The 16,487-nt window shown below is 69.3% G+C and carries 13 protein-coding genes; 2 read left to right on the top strand and 11 right to left on the bottom strand.

The genetic code is table 11. The features are described from left to right. Positions 1 to 33: 33 nt before the first annotated feature. The 3 genes from D7X30_RS34385 to mxcK form a co-directional block, all read right to left on the bottom strand. Positions 34 to 807, bottom strand: coding sequence for a 2,3-dihydro-2,3-dihydroxybenzoate dehydrogenase (locus tag D7X30_RS34385; protein WP_120567201.1), 774 nt, complete (start codon positions 805 to 807; stop codon positions 34 to 36). A 155-nt stretch (positions 808 to 962) separates the two neighbouring features. Continuing rightward, entirely contained in the window at positions 963 to 2,246 is a 1,284-nt protein-coding gene (gene mxcL, locus D7X30_RS34390; RefSeq protein ID WP_120567202.1) for a myxochelin B biosynthesis transaminase MxcL, read from the bottom strand. Positions 2,247 to 2,277: 31 nt separating this feature from the next. After that, positions 2,278 to 3,501 (bottom strand): myxochelin export MFS transporter MxcK, encoded by a 1,224-nt coding sequence (gene mxcK, locus D7X30_RS34395; RefSeq protein WP_120567203.1) that lies wholly within the window; start codon positions 3,499 to 3,501, stop codon positions 2,278 to 2,280. Positions 3,502 to 3,789: 288 nt separating this feature from the next. Here mxcK and D7X30_RS34400 point away from each other — a divergent pair, with 288 nt between their 5' ends. Further along, complete coding sequence (locus D7X30_RS34400) at positions 3,790 to 5,487, top strand: dihydroxyacetone kinase family protein (RefSeq protein ID WP_120567249.1); 1,698 nt, start codon at positions 3,790 to 3,792, stop codon at positions 5,485 to 5,487. A 6-nt stretch (positions 5,488 to 5,493) separates the two neighbouring features. On the opposite strand, the gene D7X30_RS34405 is transcribed toward D7X30_RS34400, so the two are convergent. After that, complete coding sequence (locus D7X30_RS34405) at positions 5,494 to 5,964, bottom strand: NUDIX hydrolase (protein WP_120567204.1); 471 nt, start codon at positions 5,962 to 5,964, stop codon at positions 5,494 to 5,496. Then, positions 5,961 to 6,917, bottom strand: a complete 957-nt coding sequence (locus tag D7X30_RS34410) for a DUF2380 domain-containing protein (protein ID WP_370051929.1) — start codon at positions 6,915 to 6,917, stop codon at positions 5,961 to 5,963. Before D7X30_RS34410 ends, D7X30_RS34405 begins: the two co-directional genes overlap by 4 nt. Positions 6,918 to 7,673: 756 nt before the next feature. On the opposite strand from D7X30_RS34410, the gene D7X30_RS34415 reads away from it, so the two are divergent. Continuing rightward, the gene (locus tag D7X30_RS34415; RefSeq protein ID WP_233591968.1) at positions 7,674 to 9,794 is read left to right on the top strand and encodes a M43 family zinc metalloprotease; all 2,121 of its coding nucleotides are present in this window, start codon (positions 7,674 to 7,676) and stop codon (positions 9,792 to 9,794) included. A 322-nt stretch (positions 9,795 to 10,116) separates the two neighbouring features. On the opposite strand, the gene D7X30_RS34425 is transcribed toward D7X30_RS34415, so the two are convergent. The 6 genes from D7X30_RS34425 to D7X30_RS34450 all read right to left on the bottom strand — a co-directional run bounded on the left by D7X30_RS34425 (position 10,117) and on the right by D7X30_RS34450 (position 16,472). After that, a complete protein-coding gene (locus D7X30_RS34425) occupies positions 10,117 to 11,628 on the bottom strand; it encodes a PH domain-containing protein (protein ID WP_120567206.1) in 1,512 nt (503 codons plus the stop codon). Further along, positions 11,618 to 12,103: a PH domain-containing protein gene (locus D7X30_RS34430; RefSeq protein WP_120567207.1), complete on the bottom strand. Its 486-nt coding sequence runs from the start codon at positions 12,101 to 12,103 to the stop codon at positions 11,618 to 11,620. The genes D7X30_RS34425 and D7X30_RS34430 overlap by 11 nt, the downstream gene beginning before the upstream one ends. 64 nt (positions 12,104 to 12,167) lie before the next feature. Beyond that, the gene (locus D7X30_RS34435; protein ID WP_158619440.1) at positions 12,168 to 12,860 is read right to left on the bottom strand and encodes a VOC family protein; all 693 of its coding nucleotides are present in this window, start codon (positions 12,858 to 12,860) and stop codon (positions 12,168 to 12,170) included. Between the two features lie 16 nt (positions 12,861 to 12,876). Continuing rightward, on the bottom strand, positions 12,877 to 14,256 hold the full coding sequence (locus D7X30_RS34440; RefSeq protein ID WP_120567209.1) for a multicopper oxidase family protein: 1,380 nt from the start codon (positions 14,254 to 14,256) through the stop codon (positions 12,877 to 12,879). Next, the gene (locus tag D7X30_RS34445) at positions 14,234 to 15,658 is read right to left on the bottom strand and encodes a TolC family protein (RefSeq protein ID WP_233591970.1); all 1,425 of its coding nucleotides are present in this window, start codon (positions 15,656 to 15,658) and stop codon (positions 14,234 to 14,236) included. The genes D7X30_RS34440 and D7X30_RS34445 overlap by 23 nt, the downstream gene beginning before the upstream one ends. A gap of 160 nt (positions 15,659 to 15,818) precedes the next feature. After that, positions 15,819 to 16,472: an isoprenylcysteine carboxylmethyltransferase family protein gene (locus tag D7X30_RS34450; RefSeq protein WP_120567210.1), complete on the bottom strand. Its 654-nt coding sequence runs from the start codon at positions 16,470 to 16,472 to the stop codon at positions 15,819 to 15,821. Positions 16,473 to 16,487: the final 15 nt, after the last annotated feature.

Here is a 16,487-nt window from a genome sequence, read left to right on the forward strand (position 1 = left end):
GTCAGGGGAGAGGAGGCGAACGCCGCGGGCGCGCTACACGCCCAGTGTGGCTCCACCGTCGATACACAAATCATGCATCGTGATGTGCCGGGCCTGGCCGGACGCGAGGAACACCACGGCGTCCGCGATGTCGTCCGGCGTGGCGATGCGGCGCAGCGGGATGCCCGTGCGGTAGGTGTCCAGCGAGCCCTGGATGACACGCACGGGGCCGGACTCATCCGTCCACATGCCCCGCTGCATGGCGGTGTCGGTGGAGCCGGGAGACACGATGTTGCAGCGGATGCCGTGCTCGGCCAGCTCCAAACCCAGACATTTTGTGAACATGGTGGAGGCGGCCTTGGAGGCCGCGTAGGCCGCCATCTGCATGCGCGGCACGCCGGCCGCGTTGGAGCCCACCGTCACGATGGCCCCGGAGCGGCGGGGCACCATGTGCCGGGCCACCGCGCGCGAGACATGAAACACGCCGTGGGTGTTGACCGCGAACGTGGACATCCAGTCCGCGTCGCTCTGCGTGAGCACGGAGCCCATGCGCAGGATGCCCGCCACGTTGGCCAGCACCTGGATGGGGCCCAGCTTGCCGTCGATGTACGCGATGGCGTCCTCGATGCCGTCCTTGTCGCGCACGTCCACCGGGAACGCGGTGGCCTTCAGGCCCTGCTGGCGCAGCTCCGCCACCAGCAGCTCCAATCCCGCGGCGTTCTGGTCGAACACCGCGACGGGCATCGTGCGCGCCAGCTTGCGCGCCACCGCCGCGCCAATGCCTTGCGCCGCGCCCGTCACCACCGCGTGTCCCGTCGTCGAAGACATCCGCCGCCCGCCTGGATTGTTAGAATGAAAATGAGAACCATTCTCATCTTCAGGGCCGGGAAGTGCCATGGCCACGAATTCCTGTCAAGGTGACTGGTGCAGGGAACCGCCCGGCGTCTGGCTTCACGGGCGGTGGTAGAGCGATTGTTTCAGTCTCAGGCCGCGCTGGCCTTGGCGGCGGCGGCCGTCTCGCGGAGCACCTCGCCGGCGGCGGCGATGGTGTGTTCAATCTGCTCCACGGTGTGCACGGCACTGATGAAGTTCAGGTCGCGGCGGAGGATGACGCCCCGGCGGGCCATACCGGCCTGGAAGGGGATCATCTTCTCGATGTGTTCGGGGATGATCTTGCTGAAGCGGAAGAAGGGCACGGCGTCGTAGCCGATGACCTCCAGGGTGGAGCCCGTCTCGCGCGCGTGGGCGTTGACGCCGTCGCGCAGGCGGCTGCCCAGGCTGGCGATGTGCTCCACGTAGTGGGTGCTCCGGTACTCCTTGATGACGGCCTCGCACACGGCCAGTGAGAGCATCTCCCCGCCGAAGGTGGTGGACACCTGGAGCTCGCTCAGGCGGGAGAGGTACTTCTCCGGGCCGGCGATGGCGGACAGGGGCATGCCCGCGGCGATGCCCTTGGACAGCGTGACGAAGTCCGCCTGGATGTTGAAGTACTGCTGCGCACCGCCCAGGGACAGGCGGAAGCCGGTGACGACCTCGTCCAGGACGAACAGCACGCCGTGCTTCGCGCAGGTCTCCTTCACCTGGAGGAGGAACTCGCGGGTGACGGTGCGGTTGTACGGGATGGCCAGCAGCACGCAGGCCAGCTGGTCGCCGTGCTGCTCGATGTGCTCGATGAGGGCGGGCTCATCCGGGGGAGTGAAGAGGGGCAGGCGCGTGGTGAGCTTCGCGACCGTCGGGGGCACGCCCGGCGTGTCATACATGAAGTGGTCGTGCCAGCCGTTGTAGCCCACGGTGACGATGTGCTCGCGGCCGGTGAGGTGGCGCGACAGGCGCACGGCGGCGGAGGTGGCGTCCGCGCCCGTCTTGAAGAAGCGGGCCATCTCCGCGCCCGGGATCACCTCCACCAGCGCCTTCACGGAGGAGACCTCCACCGGCGTGGGCAGCGAGTGGATGATGCCTTCCGTCAGGTGCTTGCGGATGGTCTCCACGACGGCCGGGTGGTTGTGGCCCAGCATGTTGGCGCCCAGCGCCTGGATGAAGTCGATGTACTCCTGGCCGTCCACGTCCTCCACCAGCGCGCCGTTGCCCTTGGCGAGGAACACGGGGAAGGCGCCGGGGGCGAAGTGGTCCGGCTTCTTCATCATCGTCTGCGTGACGCCGGGGACCCACTTGCGGGCCTCGGCGAGCAGCTGGTTGGAGCGCTCCAGCTTGAGCTCACCCACGATGGGGCGGGGCAGCGACGGGTGACGCGGTGCTGTCTGGGACATGGAAGGGTCCTGGTGACGGGTGGAGAGGGATTCAGGGCGCGGGCGTCGCGTCCAGCCGCACGGCGCGGCCCGCGAAGGTCCACAGCATCCCGAGCGCGAGCGCGGAGATGACCACGGCCAGCCAGCCCAGCTGCGCGAAGCCGATGAGCGTGCCGTCCGGCGCGGTGGTGAGCAGGAGGCCGCCCATCCACGCGGCGAGCCCGGAGGCGCCGTCGCTGGCGGCGATGTTGACCGCGAGGTAACGGCCCCGGATGGACGGCGGCACCTGTGACGCGACCAGCGCCATGGTGGGGATGGCGCGGCCGGAGGTGAGCGTCATGAAGAGCACGAAGACGACGGCCACCACCGGCAGAGGAGACGGAGGCAGGTGGGTGAAGAGCAGGTGCGGCGCCATGGTGGCGACGAGCAGCAGCGCCAGCGCGCGAGCAGGGCCCAGGCGATCCGCCATCCGGCCAATCCAGCGCGAGCTCACGAAGGTGGCCGCGCCGCCCGCCAGGTACACCCAGGGCAGGTCCGCCAGGGACAGGCCCACGTTGCCCACCATGAAGGCGCCCAGGTAGGGGATGAGCAGGAAGCTGGCGAACACCACCGTGAAGGTGAGGCCCCAGCCCAGGGCCAGCCGGGGCGTGAAGCCCGTGGTGGCGGAGGTGCCGGACGCCTGGGACAGGTACCCGTCCACGCGAGGCAGGAAGCGAAGGAGGAGCAGCCACACGAAGCCCGCCAGCGCCGCGAGGACGATGAACGGCGCGCGCCAGCCTCCGAGGTTCGCGAGGCCCAGGCCCAGCGGCACGCCCGCGACGGCGGACAGCGCGTAGGCCGTCATCACGGTGCCGATGGCCTGGCCCCGGCGCTCGGCGGGCACGGTGTCGCTGACGATGGCGATGACGACGGCGCCCATCAGCCCGGCACAGCCTCCGGCCACGGTGCGAGCGATGAGCAGACCCGTGGCCCCGGTGGCCGCGCCGCACAGGAGCGTGGCGATGATGAAGCCCGCGTAGAGCATCAGCAGCGTGCGCTTGCGCTCCAGGCGATCCAGCCAGAACACGCCCAGCACGCCCATGGCCGCGGACGCGAGCGTGTACGCGGACACCAGCGCTCCGAACCGCGTCGCCGACAGCGAGAGCCGCTGCATCAGCAGCGGGCCCAGCGGCATCAGCATCATGAAGTCGACGACGTGGGTGAACTGCACCGCCGCGAGGAGCCACAGCAGCGTGCGCTCACGCGGGGCGGGGGATGGAGCACTCAAGACAATCACCTGAATCCAGACACACGTCGGCCCTGCCTCGTCCCTGCAATGCCAGGCAAGGCTCGGCCAGGCCCGGGCGCACGTCGCACCGGACCGCCGTGTTTTGTTGCAGTTTAGAGAATGATAATGAGAATCATCCTCATAAATCTCCGGGAGTCAATGGGAAAGCGGTTTCTGTGACGCAAACGTCTCTCCATGGCCTTGCGGCGCGCGTCCGGCTTGACGGTCTGCAATGGGGGCGGAAGGGTGGGTGTGGATCCCAGTCCGTCCCCGTTCGTTCCGAACAAGGAGTCGATGGTGAAGAAGCTCGTCAATGCGCCGCGCGCGGTGGTCCAGGAGATGTTGGAGGGGTTCGTGGCGCTGGCGCCGGGCCAGGCGTTGTTGGAGGGGGAGACGGTGGTGGTGTGCGTGGATGTTCCGGCGGCGCTGGGGGCGAGGAAGGTGGCGGTGTTGTCGGGAGGAGGCAGCGGCCACGAGCCGGCGCACGCGGGCTACGTGGGGACGGGGATGCTGCATGCGGCGGTGGCGGGGGACGTGTTCACGTCACCCAGCACGGACGCGGTGCTGGCTGCGATCCGCGCGGTGTCGGGGACGGCGGGGGCGCTGCTCATCGTGAAGAACTACACGGGGGACCGGCTCAACTTCGGGCTCGCGGCGGAGCTGGCGCGGGCGGAGGGGATTCCCACGGAAGTGGTGGTGGTGGCGGACGACGTGGCGCTGCGGGACACGGTGGAGCCCGAGCGGCGCCGGGGCATCGCCGGCGTGGTGCTGGTGCACAAGGTGGCGGGGGCCGCGGCCGCGGCGGGAGCGTCGCTGGCGGAGGTGGCGCGCGAGGCCGCCGAAGCGGCGGCGGCGCTGGGCAGCATGGGCGTGGCGCTGGGGCCGTGCACGGTGCCGGCGGCGGGCCGGCCGGGCTTCACGTTGGGGGAGGGCGAGGTGGAGCTGGGGCTGGGCATCCACGGCGAGCAGGGCGTGCGCCGCGTGGCGTTGCAGCCCGCGGACGCGCTGGCGGACACGATGTTGTCGACCATCGTGGAGGACCGGAAGGTGGGCCGGGGCGACCGGGTGGCGTTGATGGTGAATGGGTTGGGAGGCACGCCGCCCATGGAGCTGGCCATCGTGACGCGCAAGGCGCTGGCGTTCCTGGCGGAGCGGGGCGTGACGGTGGAGCGTGCGTGGCAGGGCACGTTCCTGTCGGCGCTGGAGATGCCGGGGTGTTCGCTGACGTTGCTGAAGGTGGATGACGCGCGGCTCGCGCGGTTGGACGCGCCTACGGGTGCGCCAGCGTGGCCGGGTCGGGGGCAGGTGGTGACGCGGCGTCAGGTGGTGCCCACGCGCGCCGCGCTGCCGACGGTGAAGGGGCATCCGAAGCCGCAGCCGGCGATGGCGCAGGTGCGCGCGGCGGCGCTGGCGGTGGCGGACGCCTGGGACGCGGCGGAGGCCCAGTTGACGGAGCTGGACAGCAAGGCGGGTGATGGGGACCTGGGCTTGAGCCTGGCGCGTGGCGCGGCGGCGATCCGCGCGTTGCCAGAGGGGGCGTGGGCCACGCCGTCGGGGGCGTTGACGGAGCTGGGACAGGCGTTGCGCCGGAACATCGGAGGCAGCTCCGGGCCGTTCTATGCGACGGCGTTGCTGCGGGCGGCGCGCTTCCTGGCGAGCAAGCCGGCGGACGCGGCGGCCTGGGCGAAGGCGTTCGAAGTGGGTGTGGAAGCGGTGTCGGAGCTGGGCGGGGCGCGGCCGGGAGACCGGACGATGGTGGATGCGCTGCACCCGGCGGCGGTGACGCTCGTGCGCGCGGTCCGGGAGGGGAGGACGCTGGGGGAGGCGTGGGTGGAGGCGACGCGCGCGGCGGAGGAGGGCGCGGAGGCGACCGCGAGCATGTCGCCGCGACTAGGCCGGGCCAGCTACCTGGGTGAGCGTGCGAAGGGGGTTCCGGACGCGGGGGCCGTGGCGGTCGTGATCTGGATGAAGGCGCTGGGTGGTCGCGCGGGGTGACGTGGATCAGGCTTCGTTGTCGGGCAGGAGCGTGAGGAGGAGTTCGTCGTCGGGGCCTAGCGGGCGCCATCCGGGCGGAGGTGGTGACGTGAGGAGTGAGTCACCCACGCGGCTGACGCGCGCCTCGTGGGCCTCTGGCGTAAAGGCGCCCAGTCGGGCAAGTAGCTTGATCACCTGGAACCGGGTCGCCTCATCCGTGATGACTGGCCAGCCCTCGGGAAAATCCCCTGCCACCTCGCGCGCGATGACATCGCGCAGCAGGCGAGTCACTTGCCGACGCTGCGCCGCTTCGGAGAGTAGTCCGTGGAAGACCTGAATCGCGGCAACATCGTCCTTGCCGAGTTCCGCGGCAAGCTTCAGCAAGGGAACGGTGGGACGCGAGTTGGCGAAGTCAGTGAGCGAGGTGTGGCCGCGTTCGCGGACTCGCTCATACATTCGAGCCTTCCAGTTTCCCTGCCACGAGCGTCCGTCAGTCATCGTCGTCTCGAGGGAACGAAGCGCACCGGAATGTCATAGATGTTCATGTACTGCGCCACGATGTCCAGGACCTCGTTTCGCGTCAACGTCCGGCCGAAACGGGTTTCCGCTTTGCGGAGTTCACTCATGATCAATTGGTTCCACTCCCTGGGCCACGTGCGGCCCAGTCTCCAGTCGCCTCCGCCGTGAATCGCCTCGTGGTGGGACTGCTCCAGCCGGACGCAGAACTGGTCGATGTCCATCTCGCCCGTGAACCCGCGCTTCTCGAACCACTCGCGATGCTCCTGCGGCAGGACGTGGTGCTTCGGTGCGCTGGACATCCCGGCTCCGGCCCTGCCGGTCTCATGCATGGCGCGAACCTCGGGGCTGTCTCCCAGTGCTTCGCGCACGCCCTTGGGCAGGTCCTGCTTCGCCTGCGACATCAACACCTGACCCGCGTGGATGCGGACCGCCGCGCTGACGACCGGCGCGGAGATGACTCCCGCCTGCACCAGCCTTCGCATCCGCTCGACCCACTCGGCGGTGACGACGACGCGTGAGCCCATCATCACGCCTCCCGAGCCCATCACGAGCCCGATGCCGAGCGTGACGGGAGCGGCGGGTGGCGGCCTGGGCAGCGTCGCCTTCAGGGCTGAAACCAGCGTGACCATTTCGAGGAACTGGGCCGCCGCGACGACCCGACCGCCGCGCTCCATTGCTACGCGCGCGCCTTCCTGGATGGATTGAAACTCCTGGGTGAGTCGCCCCATCAGTCCGGGCATCGCGGTCGCTGTGGCGTGCACCTTGTCCGGGTCCATTGACGCGAGCGCCGTCATGGCGGGCTCGATCCGTTTCTGCACCCGGTCCAGGTCCACGAACAGCCGCTCGACTCCGTAGAAAGGACACTCCTTCTGAATGACCTCCGCGAGCCGTAGGAAGTCGAGCCATGTGGCCAGAAGCATCGCTCCGGACATGACGGCCTCGAGTCGCGGACCTGTCAGCCGGAGGACTCCCGCTCGCATGTCCGCGTCCTCGACCGTCTCCGAGGCGTCCGCGAGCGAAATGGCTCTCGCGGTCGCGCCTCGCAGCCATGGCACCTGGATGGAGGCGTAGTCGGTGTAACGGGTGAAGACGCCGTCGGAACCCCCCAGGCCCTTCGTGTTCTCCGCGAGCCTGGGGAGCGCCCGGGCGACACCATCCACCGTGTCCCTCACCTCCCCAAGGGCTTCGATGACGGCCTGATGCGTGAGGGGAGCGGACGATTGCCCGCCTCTCCGGGGCCGCGCGTCAGGGGAGCGCTGGCGCTCCGGCGAGTCATCGGGTGCGAAGGTCGCCCTCTGGCGAAACACACGTGAACCGCTGCGGCGCTCAGGCGCCTCCACGCCCGCGCATCCTGAGACAATCAAGACCGCGCACAGCGCCCAGACCCCTTCGCGCATCGGCTCCTCCTCCCCAAGCGGCGCAAACCCTTGCGACGCCTTGGCGGCCCCACCACGTTAGCGGAGGACGCCAGGTTTGGAGGCTGGATGAAAGACTCACGTAAGGATGGAATGAAGAACCCACCACCACGCGCTCCGCAGCAAGGGGGGACGTCCCGGGGAATGGGCGATGCAGGAACCCAAGCCATGGGTGGCCCGGCTGCCTCCAGCCAGGGGAGCCGGATGCCAGGCGCCATGGGCGGAAGCTCGACCGGGGGCATGGCTGGGGGAGCCGCGCCAGGAATGCGAGCGATGAGCCCCACCATGGGCAATGGCGCTGGCAAGGGGGGGCAGGGTGGCATGGGCCGCGGAGGTCCCCAGGGCGGCCCACCGAGACCCCAGCGCAAGTGCGGCACCATGGATGTTCACCGCCGCCTCCTCAGCACTCATCCTGAGTACATCAAGGCACGCGAGAGCATCGAGACCCTCGCGCTGGCCTTTCAGCGCGGACAGCGAAAAAAGGAACGCCAGGGCGTCGTCCATATTCCTGTCGTGGTCCATGTCGTCTGGAATACCGCGCAGCAGAATATCTCTGACGCGCAGATCCAGAGCCAGGTGGACGTGCTCAACCTGGACTTCCGGCAGCAAAACCCAGACATCTCACAGGTCCCCGCGGCATTTCAGGGCCTGGTCGCCGACGCGGAGGTGGAGTTCTTCCTGGCCTCGCGCTCACCGGATGGCAGCCCCACCCAGGGAATCACGCGGAACCAGACGAACACCACGTCCTTCCAGAGTGACGATCGCGTCAAGTCACAGGCGACGGGAGGGGCCGACCCATGGCCTGCCGACAGGTACCTCAACATCTGGGTCTGCCAGCTGGGGGGCGGGCTCCTGGGGTATGCCCAGTTCCCCGGAGGGCCCGCGGCCACCGACGGCGTGGTCATCACCCACTCCGCCTTCGGTACGACAGGGACGGCGGCGGCTCCCTTCAACCTCGGGCGCACGGCGACGCATGAGATTGGCCACTGGTTCAATCTGTTTCACATCTGGGGAGATGACGGGACTGGCTGCGGCGGGTCGGATGAGGTCCCCGACACGCCGAACCAAGCGGGGCCGAACACGGGCGTCCCGAACTTCCCGCACCTCAGCTGCAACAACGGACCCAACGGCGACATGTTCATGAACTACATGGACTATGTCGACGACAGCAGCATGGTGATGTTCTCGCTGGGGCAGGTGGACCGGGTGGATGCCTGCCTCAATGGACCCCGACAGTCGTTCGTCACCGAGTCGGCTCCGCGGATCACTCCCGCCGGGCCCATCGTGTCGTGGGGCGCCGACCGACTGGACATCTTCGCGCTGGGAATGGATTCGGCGCTGTACCACAAGGCCTGGGACGGGAATGCCTGGTGGCCCTCCTTGATGGATTACGAGCCCCTGGGCGGCAGATGCAAGAGCCCCCCGGAGGTCGCATCGTGGGGCCCGGACCGGCTCGACGTCTTCGTGCTGGGAATGGAGTCGGCGCTGTTCCACAAGGCCTGGGATGGTCATGCCTGGTGGCCGTCGCCCACTGACTGGGAGCCTTTGGGCGGCCTGTGCGCGAGTCCTCCCAGGGCATGCTCCTGGGGGCCAGACCGGCTCGACGTCTTCGTGCTGGGAATGGAGTCGGCGCTGTTCCACAAGGCCTGGGATGGTCATGCCTGGCGGCCGTCACCCACCGACTGGGAGCCTTTGGGTGGCCTGTGCGCGAGTCCTCCGTCGGTAGTCTCCTGGGGCCCGAATAGGATCGATGTCTTCGTGCTGGGAATGGACTCGGGGCTGTATCACAAGGCCTGGGACGGGACTGCCTGGTGGCCGTCGCCCACTGACTGGGAGCCTTTGGGCGGCCTATGCGCGAGTCCTCCGTCGGTAGTCTCCTGGGGTCCGGACCGGATCGATGTCTTCGTGCTGGGAATGGACTCGGCGCTGTACCACAAGGCCTGGGATGGTCATGCCTGGTGGCCGTCGCCCACCGACTGGGAGCCTTTGGGTGGCCTGTGCGCGAGTCCTCCGAAGGCAGTCTCCTGGGGGCCGGGTCGGATCGATGTCTTCGTACTGGGAATGGACTCGGGGCTGTACCACAAGGCCTGGGATGGTCATGCCTGGTGGCCGTCGCCCACCGACTGGGAGCCTTTGGGTGGCCTGTGCGCGAGTCCTCCGAAGGCAGTCTCCTGGGGGCCGGATCGGATCGATGTCTTCGTACTGGGAATGGACTCGGGGCTGTACCACAAGGCCTGGGATGGTCATGCCTGGTGGCCGTCAGTCACCGGCTGGGAGCCTTTGGGCGGCACCCTCTCGACATTGCGTGAAGGCGTCATGGTGGCGCCACTGCCGTTGCCGCAGGCGGCGCGTGACATCCAGCCCACGAGCACGGGCTTTCACGGGCGCGCATGAGCTCGCTCCCCACCTCCCTCTTCCGTCGCTGGGGGCACTCCTTCGAGGAGGATGCCCCCGGCGCGGCGGTGTACAGGCCAGCGGACCATGTGTTTCCGCGGGCCCGTGGCCGCGGCGGCATCGAGTTCGGGCCTGATGGCTCATTCATCGAGTGGACAGTTGGCCGGGGTGACGCCGCGCAGCCCCTCCGCGGAAGATGGACGGACGAGGGGAATGGTCGCCTGCGGATCCTCTTCGACGGAGACGTCCATCCAGCCCAGACGTTGGATGTCCTGGAGGTCAATGACTCCATCCTGCGGTTGAAGCAACGGGGGGCGTAGGCCTATCCGGGAAGCCGTACAGGCGAGCTGTGACGCGCGGGACGCCGGGCCGGGAGCACGTCGATGAGCGACTGGGCTTCCTCCCAGCCCACGCCAGGCAGGATGACGTGCGAACCCGCCACGTCGATGCGCACGTGTCCGATGCCGTAGCCGCGCTCCAGCGGCCCCTGTCTCGCGCGGACGGACTGGATGCGCGAGCGCTGCACCACCGTCGTGCGTCTTCGCCAGAAGCCCTGGCGCACCACCACCAGGGCTTCCGTGATGAGCCATCCCTGGAAGCGCCAGTCGAACCAGGCTCCCAACAGCTGGGCAGGCAACAGCAGCCACGCCACCGCGCCCCCTGCTCCCCAGAACCAGGTCGCTGGCGCCGCCACCAGCACGCTCAGGCCCACCGCGCGGATCCGCGCCCGCAGGAGTGCCTTGGGATGCGCCCGCTGGAAGGGCATGGCGTCGGGCAGCTCCGGCACGAACTCCCGCAGCAACTCCGGCATTCGCGCCGTGGGCACCACCGGCACCAGCAGCTCCGCGCGATCGGCGGACTCCCTGCCCGTGCGGACGCCCGCCGTCTCCACCTCCAGCGAACCGAAGCCCAGCGTGCGGCGTAGGAAGGGTTCATCCAGCACCACCTGCTGGATGCGCGCCCGCCGCACCGTCACCTGCCGGCGGGTGATCAGCCCGCCCACCGCTCGCAGGTGCGTGCCCGTGTCCACCAGCCGGAAGCCATGGAACTGCAACACCGCTCGCGCGCCACTCACCAGCCACAGGCCGAACAACCCCGCGAGCGCCGCCACCGTCGCGGCCAACCAGCCCATGCCCGGTGCCGCCAGCGCGTCCCAGTGGGCCTCCATCCAGGGCAGCAGCAGCTTGTGGAAGGTCTCCGTGATTTCATGCAGAGCGCCCATCACCACCGCGATGACGCCCAACCCCAGCGCGGTCGCGCCGTAGAGCAGCAGGCCTCCCAGGTGGGCCTCGGAGAGCACACGCTCCTCCGGGGCTGACTCGCCGGGCAGGAGCACCGCCGCGGTGCCTTCGGCCCTGACCGTCTGGAGCGCGTGGATCAACGCCTGTGCGTCCTCTGGCGCCAGCCCTCGCAGATGGCCGTCCGCCTTGCCTCCGGAGGCCGTCTCCACCTTCACCTCCACCAGCCCGAGCAGCTTCGACACGAAGGGCTGCAAGACCTCCGTGTTCTGCACCCGCGCGGCTTCGATGAAACGGGAGGTGCGCGTGAAGATGCCCGAGCGGATCTCCAGCTGCGCGCCCATCACGCGATAGCTCGTCGTGGCCACCTCGTAGAGCCCGGCGGCGAGCAGCAGTACCGCGATGCTGAGCACGATCACCCAGAGGACCACCGGCAGGCCGCGTTCACCCGCGAAGTACGTGGGCAGCAGTGCGCCCATGAGCATGCGGCCAACCGTCGCCGACAGGGGCACCAACGCCGCGAGCGGCGCCTTCGCGCTCAGCCTCTTCCAGGGCACCTCCTCCGGGGCGGCCAGTGCCACCGGCTCAGACAACATCGTCGGCCTCGCGCCGCACCAACCGCTCGCGCAGGGCGTCCGCGGTCTCACGCGTCAGGCCGGGAATCTCTCCGTCCGCGCCACTGCCCGCAGCCGTGTAGATCTGCAGGCGCGCGAGCCCCAGCGACCGCTCGATGGGGCCCTGGTGCACGTCCACGTGCTGGATGCGCCCCGCCGGGATGGACACCACCTCATGCAAGAGCACGCCGTGGGAGATGACCAGATCGTGATCGCGCAGCGCCCAGCCCCAGCGCTCGTGCGCGCGCTGCGGATACCACGCCGTCAACACGCTCAATCCCAGCACCACCGCGCATGGCAGCAGGAACGGCCAGTGCTCGTTGCCCGCGACGTTCAACCCCAGCGCCACGGCAAACGCGATTCCACCGTAGATGCCCATGCGCAGGAGTGCCCGGATGCGGAACAACGTGAGCGCTCCGCGAGGAAGGCGTTCCAGCGTCGGCAGAGGGGCGGTCATGGGGGCCTCCGGGGGAGGCCCGAATCTACTCCATCAAGCCTGTAAAGCTGAACTGGGCTTCATGTTACGGCGCCTGACGCAGGCCGAACGCGGCCCGGTGCGGGTCCTCGCACGGGGCGACGCGTGTTCCATCGGGCATGACGTGCGTGCCGTTGGCCACGAGCCCTCCACCTTCGACGACCGCGGCGAGCGCCCGGTCCAGGTCGTCGACCGCGAAATAGAAGAGCCAGTGCGGATGGATGTGCGGGAGGCGCGCGGTGCCGCAGGCCGCTCCCACGTTGCGCCCATCCTCGCGCCACGTGAACTGTTGATACGTCCCGACCTCGGGAGACAGCTGGAGGGCTTCCGTGGGCCGCCAGCCGAACAGGTCGCTGTAGTGGGCGAAGGCGCGGACGTGGTCGGCCGTGTGCAGCTCGTGCCACGCCAACTCGCGGTGCACCTCCCGCCCGGTCCGGCAGGTCAGGGCGATGACAGCCCCCAGGGGATCCCGCAGCACGGTGGAGGCGACACCCTCCGTGGACCTCCGGGGTGGCCCGAGCCGCTCCGCTCCGAGCGCGACAAAGCGCTGCACGGAGGATTCCACGTCGGGGACGTGGATGTGCCCCAGCCAGTGACTCGGGGCACCGCGCGCAGCGGCGGCCGCGGGCAGGAGGGAGATCTCCTGCGCGACCTCCGTTCCCAGGACGCCCGCGTAGAAACGCCGCGCCTCGTTGGGGCTGGGGGACCGCAGCTCGTACCAACAGAAGCCGTTCGTCATGGGGCTCGTCGTAACGCTAACGAGCCTCCACGTCGATGCCGTCCCGGCGCAGCTCGTCCGCGTGGGCGAGCTGCGCCAGCGTCCCCGACGGCGGCGTGTACCAACCCGGATCGCCATCTCCCTCCAGCCGGTCGCGCACCTTGAGGATCGTGAACATGCCTCCCATGGTGATCTCGTCGTAGGGGCCCTTGCCGCCGACCATGGCGATGGAGTTCGCGGGCATGGGCATGTGGTGCATGCCCGCCATGTCCCCCATGCCCGTCTGTCCCATGGTCATGTAGCCGGGCAGCAACGGGCGCACCTTCGCGTCCAGGTTTCCGGGTGTCACGCCGACCATGTTCGGCAGGCCGTGGCCCATCTGGTTCATCACGTGATGGGTCATGTGGCAGTGCATGGCCCAGTCCCCGGGTTCATCCGCCACGAACTCGATGGTGCGCGTGCTCCCCGTGGGCACCAGCACTGTCGTCTCCGGCAACTGAGCGCTCTCCGGGATGCGGCCTCCGTCCGTCTCCGTGATGCGGAACTGGAAGCCGTGCAGGTGGATGGGGTGGTGGTCCATCGCGCTCAGGTTGCCGAAGCGGATCCGCACCCGCTCGCCCTTGCGCACCACCAGCGGCTCCGTTCCCGGGAACGCCTTCGCGTTCATCGTCAGGATGTTGAAGTCCGTCATCTCGTTGGGGTCCGGACGCATCGTCCCCGGGTCGATGCGCCACTCGTGCAGCATGATGGCGAAGTCGCGGTCCACTCGCGGGCCCACCGGCTTGCGCGGGTGGATGATGAACAGGCCCACCATGCCCAGGGCCATCTGCGTCATCTCGTCGTGGTGCGAGTGATACATGCACGTGCCCGACTGACGCACCGTGAACTCGTAGCGGTACGTCTCTCCCGGCGCGATGGCCTTCTGGTTCAGCCCCCCCACGCCGTCCATGCCGCTGGGGAGGAGGACGCCGTGCCAGTGCACCGTCGTGGACGCGGGCAGCCGGTTCGTGACGTAGAAGCGCACGCGGTCGCCCTCCACCACCTCGATGGTGGGGCCGTGCACGTGGCCGTTGTAGCCCCAGCACGTGGCCTTGAGGCCGGGCGCGAACTCGTGCTCCACCTCCTGGGCCACCAGGTGGAACACCTTCACGCCGCCCACGTTCTTCCACGGCAGCTTCGCGCCGTTGGGCACGACGACGGGACGGTAGCCGTGGCCCGCCGTGGACGCTTCGCGCGGGCCCTTCGCGCCGGGCACGCTGGATTGCGCCTGCGCGGCGCGGCCGTGCATCAGCAGGGCGCCCGTCGCCAGCGTCGCGCCCGTGCGCGCGAGCAGCCCGCGGCGCGTGAGCGAGGGAGATTCGGATTGCGTGTCCTCGGAGGGGCCCTGGGTTTCGTCAGTGGGATTCATGGTGCTCATGGGTGGGCTCGGGAGAAGGAGTGGGAGTGGGCGTGGGGGCGGGCGCGGCGACAGTGGGCAGACGTCCGCCCACGAGCCGCTCCAGGTCGGCCCGCGCCATCCAGTAGTCGCGGACCGTCTCCAGGTACGCCCTCCAGGCTTCCACCTGTTCGCGTCGCGCGAGGAGGAGGGCGGGAAGGCCGATCTGCATGGCGTTGTACTGGCGTTGAGACTCTTCGACGATGGTGGTGCGCAGCGGGAGCACGACCTTCTGGTAGCGCTCCGCCATGTTCCGCAGCGTCACCAGCTTCGCCCTCGCCGCGCGCACCTCCGAGCGGGCGTTGACGGCCAGCTCCGTCAGCCGGTTCTCGCCCTGGCGGTGCTGCGCCTCCAGCTTCGCGATGAGTGCCTGGCGTTGATCGAAGATGGGCAGCTCCAGCGACAGCGTGGGGCCCAGCAGCCGCGGCCCGTTCGCGTCGCGGTGCGTGTGCACACCCACCTCCACGCGGCCGAAGAAGCGCGTGCTGCGCGCCAGCTCCAGCGCGTTCCACAACAGCGACGTCTGCTTGCGGGCCGCGTCGATGTCCAGCCGCTGCTCGATGGCCAGCGTCTCCAGGCGCTCCAGCGAGGACTCGGCGGCGGGGACCTCCGGCAGCTTCTGCGCCAGCGTCCACTGGACCCTCGCGCCGTACAGGCCCATCAGGCGGGTGAGGTGTTCACGCGCTTCGACCAGCGCCAGCTCATCCTGGGCCAGCTCCAACCGCGCCTGCTCCAGCGAGGCCTGTTCGGTGGCCAGGGCCAGCACCGTGATGTTGCCCGCGGCGCGCTGCCGGTTGGAAAGGTCCGCCGCCGCGTCCGCGGCCTGGAACACCTCGCGGCGCAGCGCGACCAACTGCTGCCGGGCCTGCACCTCCGTGAACGCCTGGCGGACCTCCGCCGTGGTGGCCAGCGCCTCGTGCGCGACGCGCAGCGTGTCCGCCTGGAACTGCTCCTTCGCCACACGCTTGCGCAGGGGCAGCGTGAAGAGGTCCACGAAGCTCTGGACGATGGAGAACTCGGTCTCGGTGATGCCGTCCGAGGACAGCGGGAAGCCGATGCTCCCGTCGAAGGACGGGTTGGTGAGCAGCCCGGCCTGCACCATGTCCGCCTGGGACACGCCCAGCTCCTCGTACGTCGCCTGGAGCGCGGGGTTGTTGAGCAGCGCCACCTCCACCGCGCGGTCCGACGTGAGGTCGCCGGCCAGCAGGGCATCCAGGTGTTGCCGCACCTGCGCGTCCTCTGGCGTCCCCTGGTTCCAACGCGTCTTCAAGCCCGTTCGCTCCTCCACGAGCGCCGCCACTTCCATGTGGCCGCGCTCCTTCTGGATGGACGCGCAGCCACCGAGCAGCAGAACCGCGAGGAGCCAGGGGGATTTCCAATGCACACGAGACCTCGAAGAAGGATGTGCCTGTACGGCAGCCAGGACACCGGCTCCTGTCGAGCAAGGGCCGGGCCACGGCGTCATGTATCGCAACCCCACGGAATGACGGCGTCCGAAGGAACACGCTCGCATGGGCGCTTCGTGCGAGGTGTGACCGCCAACGTCACACTGTGATGCGCGGCGCGGCGCCCAGGCCGGCCGCTTCCAGCCGCCCCACACCGGGGATGAAGCGGCCCACGCGCGCCGCGTAGCGCTGATAGGTGTCGCCGTGCAGGCGGAGCAGGTGGTCCTCCTCCAGCCGCACCTGGAGCGACACCAGCAGCACGTAGTCGAGCCAGCCCATCACGGTCCACGCGCTCGGGGTCGCGAGCGCCATGCCCGTCACCACGACGAGCATCCCGCTGAAGATGGGGTTGCGCACGACGCCGAAGAGGCCTCCCGTCACCAGCTCCGTCCGATCCGAGTCGATGCCGATGCGCCACGACGCGCCCATCTCCACCTGGGCCCGCACGGTGAAGACGAACCCCACGGCCACCAGGGCCCAGCCGCTCCACCGGAGCGCGCCGGGGACGTGCCACACGCCCAACGCCTGCTCACCGAGGGCCAGGTGCGCCGCGCTCCAAAGCACGATGGCCCCCATGAACAGCGCCATGCCCACGCCGATGACCCGCTGGAGCGGCGGGCCGGAGCGGTGCAGCACCAGCGCCGGGCGGCCCGTGCGGCGGCGCAGGCGCACCGACGGCAACACCATGGCGAAGAGGAGGAAGGCGAGGGTGGCGGCGGGCAGGGCCGGCCGGGTGAAGGTGGCGACGTCCATGGGTGACCTCCAACT

This window comes from Corallococcus sp. AB011P (genome assembly GCF_003611605.1).
GTDB lineage: Bacteria > Myxococcota > Myxococcia > Myxococcales > Myxococcaceae > Corallococcus > Corallococcus coralloides.

Coding starts and splice junctions, on each gene's coding strand:
- D7X30_RS34385 (WP_120567201.1), bottom strand. CDS start 807: ATGTCTTCGACGACGGGACACGCGGTGGTGACGGGCGCGGCGCAAGGC.
- D7X30_RS34425 (WP_120567206.1), bottom strand. CDS start 11,628: ATGTTGTCTGAGCCGGTGGCACTGGCCGCCCCGGAGGAGGTGCCCTGG.
- mxcL (WP_120567202.1), bottom strand. CDS start 2,246: ATGTCCCAGACAGCACCGCGTCACCCGTCGCTGCCCCGCCCCATCGTG.
- D7X30_RS34430 (WP_120567207.1), bottom strand. CDS start 12,103: ATGACCGCCCCTCTGCCGACGCTGGAACGCCTTCCTCGCGGAGCGCTC.
- D7X30_RS34410 (WP_370051929.1), bottom strand. CDS start 6,917: ATGTCCGGAGCGATGCTTCTGGCCACATGGCTCGACTTCCTACGGCTC.
- D7X30_RS34450 (WP_120567210.1), bottom strand. CDS start 16,472: ATGGACGTCGCCACCTTCACCCGGCCGGCCCTGCCCGCCGCCACCCTC.
- D7X30_RS34415 (WP_233591968.1), top strand. CDS start 7,674: ATGAGCCCCACCATGGGCAATGGCGCTGGCAAGGGGGGGCAGGGTGGC.
- D7X30_RS34405 (WP_120567204.1), bottom strand. CDS start 5,964: ATGACTGACGGACGCTCGTGGCAGGGAAACTGGAAGGCTCGAATGTAT.
- D7X30_RS34435 (WP_158619440.1), bottom strand. CDS start 12,860: ATGACGAACGGCTTCTGTTGGTACGAGCTGCGGTCCCCCAGCCCCAAC.
- D7X30_RS34440 (WP_120567209.1), bottom strand. CDS start 14,256: ATGAGCACCATGAATCCCACTGACGAAACCCAGGGCCCCTCCGAGGAC.